The sequence below is a fragment of the Mesorhizobium sp. M1A.F.Ca.IN.022.07.1.1 genome (assembly GCF_003997575.1).
In the GTDB taxonomy this organism is placed as follows: domain Bacteria; phylum Pseudomonadota; class Alphaproteobacteria; order Rhizobiales; family Rhizobiaceae; genus Mesorhizobium.
Window position 1 is genome coordinate 1 of sequence record NZ_RZST01000623.1, and the last position, 1,341, is coordinate 1,341.

At 62.1% G+C, this 1,341-nt stretch carries 2 protein-coding genes and 2 pseudogenes; all 4 read right to left on the minus strand.

The annotated features are described in order from the left end of the window. Positions 1-365: pseudogene (locus EOA75_RS32865) on the minus strand (VirB4 family type IV secretion system protein); the annotation flags it as partial. Further along, positions 358-699 carry a type IV secretion system protein VirB3 gene (locus tag EOA75_RS32870; RefSeq protein WP_127326139.1) on the minus strand — a complete coding sequence of 114 codons (342 nt, stop codon included), beginning with the start codon at positions 697-699 and terminating at the stop codon, positions 358-360. The gene EOA75_RS32870 and the pseudogene EOA75_RS32865, both read right to left, overlap by 8 nt. A 4-nt stretch (positions 700-703) precedes the next feature. After that, complete coding sequence (locus EOA75_RS32875) at positions 704-1,003, minus strand: TrbC/VirB2 family protein (RefSeq protein ID WP_127326140.1); 300 nt, start codon at positions 1,001-1,003, stop codon at positions 704-706. Continuing rightward, positions 1,004-1,341: pseudogene (locus tag EOA75_RS32880) on the minus strand (type IV secretion system protein VirB1); the annotation flags it as partial. It abuts the gene before it with no gap.

Sequence of the window (1,341 nt, forward strand, 5' to 3'; positions counted from 1 at the left end):
GCCAGATAGAGATCGTTGCGAAACAGATCCTCGTCCACCATGCGTGCGCGATACTTGTCATTGAGCGCCTTCGAGAACGGCGTGGTGAACGTTCCTTCCGGATAACTTGTGTCACGGCGGCGGATGAGATGGGTCCACGCGGCAAGCCGCTCGTCGGCGATGTTCCGGTAGAGTGTGTTGAGATCGCGATGAAGGGCATTCAGGTCGAGGACGTCGGCTGTCTCGAAGGAGACGCCTTCGAGCGCGATCATCACCATCAACGCCCGCGAATCGAGCGCTAGGGTCGACCGGTCGACGTGGCGAACATAGGGGATGAAGGTCTGCGGATCGAGTTCGCGAGACCTGAGCGTGGCCAGACTAGGCAAAACCAAGATCCCTTTCGTCGAAGCGTCGGGCGAGCCTCAGCGGCGTAAGGGTTGCGCCGCCCCAATAGGCGCTGTTGCGGGACCGGCCGCGTGTCTCCACCCAGGCCAGCAGGATGCGAAACATGTTGTGGTCGTGTTTGACGAGCGCGCGGAACAACAGGTGGAAGGCCACGCCGACGAGAGCGTAGGCGATCGAGCCGGCAACGATGTAGAGGATGGTGGTGAGCATGATGTTCACGCCCATGGCTTCCATCGTCACGCCGGCGATCATCGCCGGCCGGGTGCAGGCGATGAACAGCGTATCTTCCTCGATCGTCGGCCGCGAACTCGCCATGGCGTCAGCCTCCGACGATGGTGTTCACGAGTTCGGTGGCGCCGAAGATGCCGCCGATGCCGATGATCCAGAACCCTGCTCGTCTCAGATCCATGTAGCCGAACATCCAGGCGATGCAGATCACGATCACCGCGATGGTGGCCAAAAGCTTGGCGATGCTGCCGGTCAGCATGTCGACGATGTTCTGCAGCACGGTTTCGATGCCGGCGGCTTGCGCGAATGCAGGCTCGATCATGGCCGCGACAATAGCCGCCGCCATGACAGCGGGGACGGCGATCGGCCGGATACGGGAACTGAAGGTCATTCACTCTGCTCCATTTGATTGTTCTGGAAACACGAGGACGGAGGATCGCCGCCGCGAGTTGAAGACATCCCAGGTCGTCGCGGATGTCGCCTGATCGACGGGTGGGTCGCCTGTCTGCTCTTCGACCGCGGCTTCGAACGCGGCAGGCTCGCGGTCTCCCCTCCCCTGCCCGCCATCCCCGATTTCGAGCGTCGCAAGGGATCTGTCCAGTCGCTTCACCTCCTGGCTGACCTGCCCTTCGTATTTGACCATGTCGCCAACGCTGGGATCGCCTCGCCCGTACCAGGATTGCAGCATCACTTGCTCCGCCCGCTTCGGATCAGCGCCGGCGCTAACGG

Coding starts and splice junctions, on each gene's coding strand:
- EOA75_RS32875 (WP_127326140.1), bottom strand. CDS start 1,003: ATGACCTTCAGTTCCCGTATCCGGCCGATCGCCGTCCCCGCTGTCATG.
- EOA75_RS32870 (WP_127326139.1), bottom strand. CDS start 699: ATGGCGAGTTCGCGGCCGACGATCGAGGAAGATACGCTGTTCATCGCC.